This is a genomic window from Streptomyces sp. 13-12-16 (assembly GCF_002114215.1).
In the GTDB taxonomy this organism is placed as follows: Bacteria; Actinomycetota; Actinomycetes; order Streptomycetales; family Streptomycetaceae; genus Streptomyces.
Genome location: NZ_NCTE01001226.1, coordinates 1 through 4,060, shown reverse-complemented (window position 1 = coordinate 4,060; position 4,060 = coordinate 1). Strand labels below are relative to the sequence as shown.

The 4,060-nt window shown below is 74.0% G+C and carries 2 protein-coding genes and 1 pseudogene; all 3 read right to left on the bottom strand.

All coding sequences use genetic code 11. The features are described 5' to 3' along the window. Positions 1-907: pseudogene (locus B7767_RS38115) on the bottom strand (FUSC family protein); the annotation flags it as partial. Positions 908-986: 79 nt separating this feature from the next. Further along, positions 987-2,360, bottom strand: coding sequence for an NAD(P)/FAD-dependent oxidoreductase (locus B7767_RS38110; RefSeq protein ID WP_085575974.1), 1,374 nt, complete (start codon positions 2,358-2,360; stop codon positions 987-989). A 119-nt stretch (positions 2,361-2,479) separates the two neighbouring features. Next, positions 2,480-4,060, bottom strand: a 1,581-nt coding sequence (locus tag B7767_RS38105; protein ID WP_107486562.1) for a PP2C family protein-serine/threonine phosphatase, incomplete at its 5' end; no start/stop codon positions are given.

Sequence of the window (4,060 nt, the reverse complement as noted above, 5' to 3'; positions counted from 1 at the left end):
CCCGCCGCAGTACGGCCGTGGCCTCGTCGGGGCCGGGCAGCCGGCCCATCTCCGGGGCGGGCGCACCGGGCAGATGCAGGGTGAGGGTGTCCGCCCGCTGGGCGCTGCGCGCCGACAGCAGCAGCAGACCGAGCCGCTCGGCGGCGATCTCCGCGTCCGCGATCCGGCGCTGCACCAGCCGCGCCGTCGACTCGTCCGGTGTACCCTCCTCCAGCCGGCTCTGGATCATCAGGGCCGTCTCGTGCAGCCGCGCGGTGCCCTCCCGCACGTCCTCCAGGGCCTTGTCCACCTCGTCGGGCCCGGCGTCCAGCAGCGCCAGCTGCGCGGAGACCAGCCGGCCCAGCCGGGCCCGGAAGGCCGTCCGCAGCCGCAGCAGCAGACCGGCGGGCGTCACGGGGACGACCGCGAACCGCACCAGGGCGCTGCACGCGAACGCGACGGCCAGGACCGCCCACAGCCCCGGCAGTTGCGCGGCGGAGGCACCGACGAACAGCGACACGAAGTAGACCTGGAAGCCGATCAGACCGAGCGCGGTCCCGCGGTCCCCGAACCGGCGGCCGTACACCGCGACGAAGATGAGGACGACGAAGAAGGCGTCCCCGACGACGACGCGCTCGCCGAGCACCGCGCCCAGCGACACGGACACCAGCGCGACGGGCAGGCCGACGGCCAGCGTGACCGCCTGGGCGCCGCGCTGCTTCTCCCGGATGGCGAAGGTGGCGACCATCGCCGCCATCGCTCCCGCCACCAGCTGGGTGATGTCGAACCCCGCCGAGGCGAGCACGGCCAGCGTCAGTGCGATCGCGCCCACCGTCCGCAGCCCGGCCGTCAGCCGCAGCAGACCGGGGTCGGACGCCGCCAGGTGGTCCCGCAGCCGTGTCCGCACCGAGCGTCCCGCCGCCTTCACGCCACCGCACTCTCTCCCGTCGTACGCCCGCGCCCGGGTCCCGGCACCGCCGGGCGCGAACCGTCTCCCGCCCCCGGGATCACCGCGCCGCCCGGCCCGCCTTCGCGACGTGCTCCCGCACCTGCTCCGGCGTCAGATAGGCGTCCAGGTACTCGAAGTCCCGCAGGTTCCCCGGTTTGTGCGCCTGGAATCCGGTGCGCACGAAATCGTCGCCGGCGACCGCGTTCAGCAGCCAGTTGGTCATCACCCGCGTCTTGGCGACGTTGGTGCGCAGCGCCGACCAGTGGTAGCCGCGGGCCACCGCCTGGGCGGGCAGGCCGTGCAGCTCGATACCGAGCGGCTTGGACACCGCGTCGGTGCCGCCGAGGTCCACCACGAGTCCGAGGTCCTTGTGGACGTACGGCCGTGTCGGCCGGCCCCGCAGCGTCGCGATGACGTTCTCGGCGACGTGCCGGCCCTGCCGCAGGGCGTGCTGCGCGGTCGGCGGGCACACGGCGTCGTCCCCCTTGGCCACGTCGGGCACCGCGGCCGAGTCGCCGAGCGCGAACACCCCGTCGTGACCCGGCAGGCACATGTCCGCGTTGACCGCGAGCCGCCCCCGGACGGTCTCCGCGTCGAGCGTGGCGATGAGCGGGCTGGCGACCACACCGGCGGTCCAGATCAGGGTGCGGGTGGGCACCACCCGGCCGTCGGTGAAGGTGACCTCCTCGGCACCCGCCTTCGCGATGGAGACGCCCAGCGAGATCTCGATGCCGCGCCGGGTCAGGATCTCCTGCGCGCTGCGCCCGAGCTTCTCGCCCAGTTCGGGCATCAGCTTCGGCGCGATGTCGATGAGATGCCACTTGATCAGCCCCGGATCGAGGCGCGGGTAGCGCTTGACGGCGGCGTGCGTCAGCCGCTGCAGGCAGGCCGCGGTCTCGGTGCCCGCGTAGCCGCCGCCGACGACCACGAACTGAAGCCGCGAGGCCCGCTCGGCCGGATCGTGGCTCGCGTCGGCCAGGTCGAGCTGGGAGATGACGTGGTCGCGCAGGTAGGCGGCCTCGGCGAGCGACTTGAGCCCGAAGGCGTGGTCCGTCAGCCCCGGGATGTCGAAGGTGCGGGTGACGCTGCCCGGGGCCAGCACGATGTAGTCGTACGGCTCGTCGACGATCTCGCCGTTGACGATGCGGACGACACAGACCTTGGACTTCAGGTCCACGCCGATGGCCCCGCCCGGGATGATCCTGGTGCGGTACTTCTCGCTGCGGCGCAGGGAGAGCGCGACCGACTGGGGGGTCAGCACGCCCGACGCCACCTGGGGGAGCAGCGGCAGGTAGAGCTGGTAGGAGAACGGTGTCACCAGCGTGAGGTCGGCCTCGTTCGGGGCGAGCCTGCGCTCCAGCCTGCGCACGCACTCCACACCGGCGAAGCCTGCGCCCACCACCAGGATCCTGGGTCGTGTCACGGTGTCCATCCCTTCCTGCGGCTCCAGGCGGTCTGCCTCGAACATCGACAACTGACGCGTGCCCCTGTTCGGCACCACGATGCCCGCACCTTCGCCGGAGCGCACCGGGAAGGGAACCGGCGGCCGGTTCAGCCGCGCAGGTGGCACAGGAGCAGGCAGACGTCGTCGTCGCGCTCGGAGTCGCTCAGCAGGGGGCGGAGGATCCGGTCCGCCGAGTCCTCCAGATCCGCGTCCAGTTCCGCCGAACCGAACGAGCCCAGGGCCGCCGCGAGCCGTTCGATGCCCGGGTCGATGCCCCGGGCGCGCCGCTCCACCAGCCCGTCCGTGTAGAGCGCGAGCGTCGAACCGGGCGCCAGCCGCTCGGTGTGGTCGGCGATGTCCTGCCGCAGCGGGATGCCGAGCATCGCGCCGGGCTTGGCGTCCAGGGTGCGCACCCGTCCGTCGGGCAGCCGCAGCACCGGCGGCGGATGGCCGGCGGCGGCCCACGTCAGGGTGTGCCCGTCCGGATGGAACCGTGCGATGACCGCCGTGGCGAACAGATCGGGCTGGAGATGGCGCAGGTACTCGTGCAGCCGGGTCAGCAGCCGGCCGGGGCTGTCGCCGTCGACGGCGTAGGCGCGCAGCGCGGTGCGCAGCTGGCTCATCATCACCGCCGCGTGCAGCCCGTGCCCGGTCACATCGCCGATGACGGTGATCAGACCGCCGTCGCGCTGCCGGAAGGCGTCGTACCAGTCGCCGCCGATGTTCAGCCCGTGCGTGGCGGGGAGATAGCGCGCGGCCAGGCTCAGACCCGGCGTCGACGGCAGCTCGGTGAGCAGGGCACGCTGCAGCGTCTCGGCGATGTCACGGTTGTGCTCGAAGCGGCGGGCGTTGTCGATGGCGGTGCCGGCCCGCCGGGCGAGCTCGAGCAGCATCAGGGCGTCGTCCGGGTCCCAGCGCTCACCGGGCGGCGACAGCGTCAGCACCCCCAGCGGCGCCCGGCGGGTCAGCAGCGGGATGCACAGCAGCGGCCGGCCGGGATCCAGGGCGGACGGGGGCTGGTCGTCCACCCCGGGCAGACCGCCGGGGTGACCGGCCGCGTACTGGGGGCGCCCGGTGCGGGCCGCGTGGACCGCCGCGCGCGGGTGGGGCGTGGGCCGGTACCGGTCGTCCTCGTGGTCGAACAGCCATATGTCGACACTGCCGGCGTACCGCGGCGTCAGCAGCTCCGGCAGCCGGCGCACGATCTCGTCGTGGTTGAGCGAGGCGTTCAGCACGGCGCTCGCGTCCGCCAGGAACGTCAGCCTGCGGCGCGCGTTCTCCGCCTCCTCGCGCGCCCGGCGCTCGGCGGCGAACGCCTCCCGCTGCGCACGCCCCGCCGCGTCCAGCTCGGCGTGCAGCGCCAGGACGCCCTGGTTGGTCTGGTGCAGCTCCTCCCGGTGGAAGGCGACCAGTTCCTCCTGCTCGGCGAGCTTGTCCAGCACCACGGCCGTGTCCTCGTCGGCGCCCAGCAGCGCCTCGGACAGGTCGTCCGGATCTTCCGTCACCGGGCCCGCGTCGGACACCCGGCCCGGCTCGGGGCACGGGACGGTCACCGTCCACGGGGCACGGCCGGCGGCACCCGCACCGGGGGCCGGCACCACCGCGACGTGCAGCGTCCCCGCCCCGGCGGACGGGCCGGGGCCGTCCAGGGTGAGCACCCAGAGGCCGCCCTTGGTGAGGCACTGCCG

Bases quoted from the DNA above. Each gene is read 5' to 3' on its own strand.
- B7767_RS38110 (WP_085575974.1), bottom strand. From the start codon at position 2,360: ATGGACACCGTGACACGACCCAGGATCCTGGTGGTGGGCGCAGGCTTC.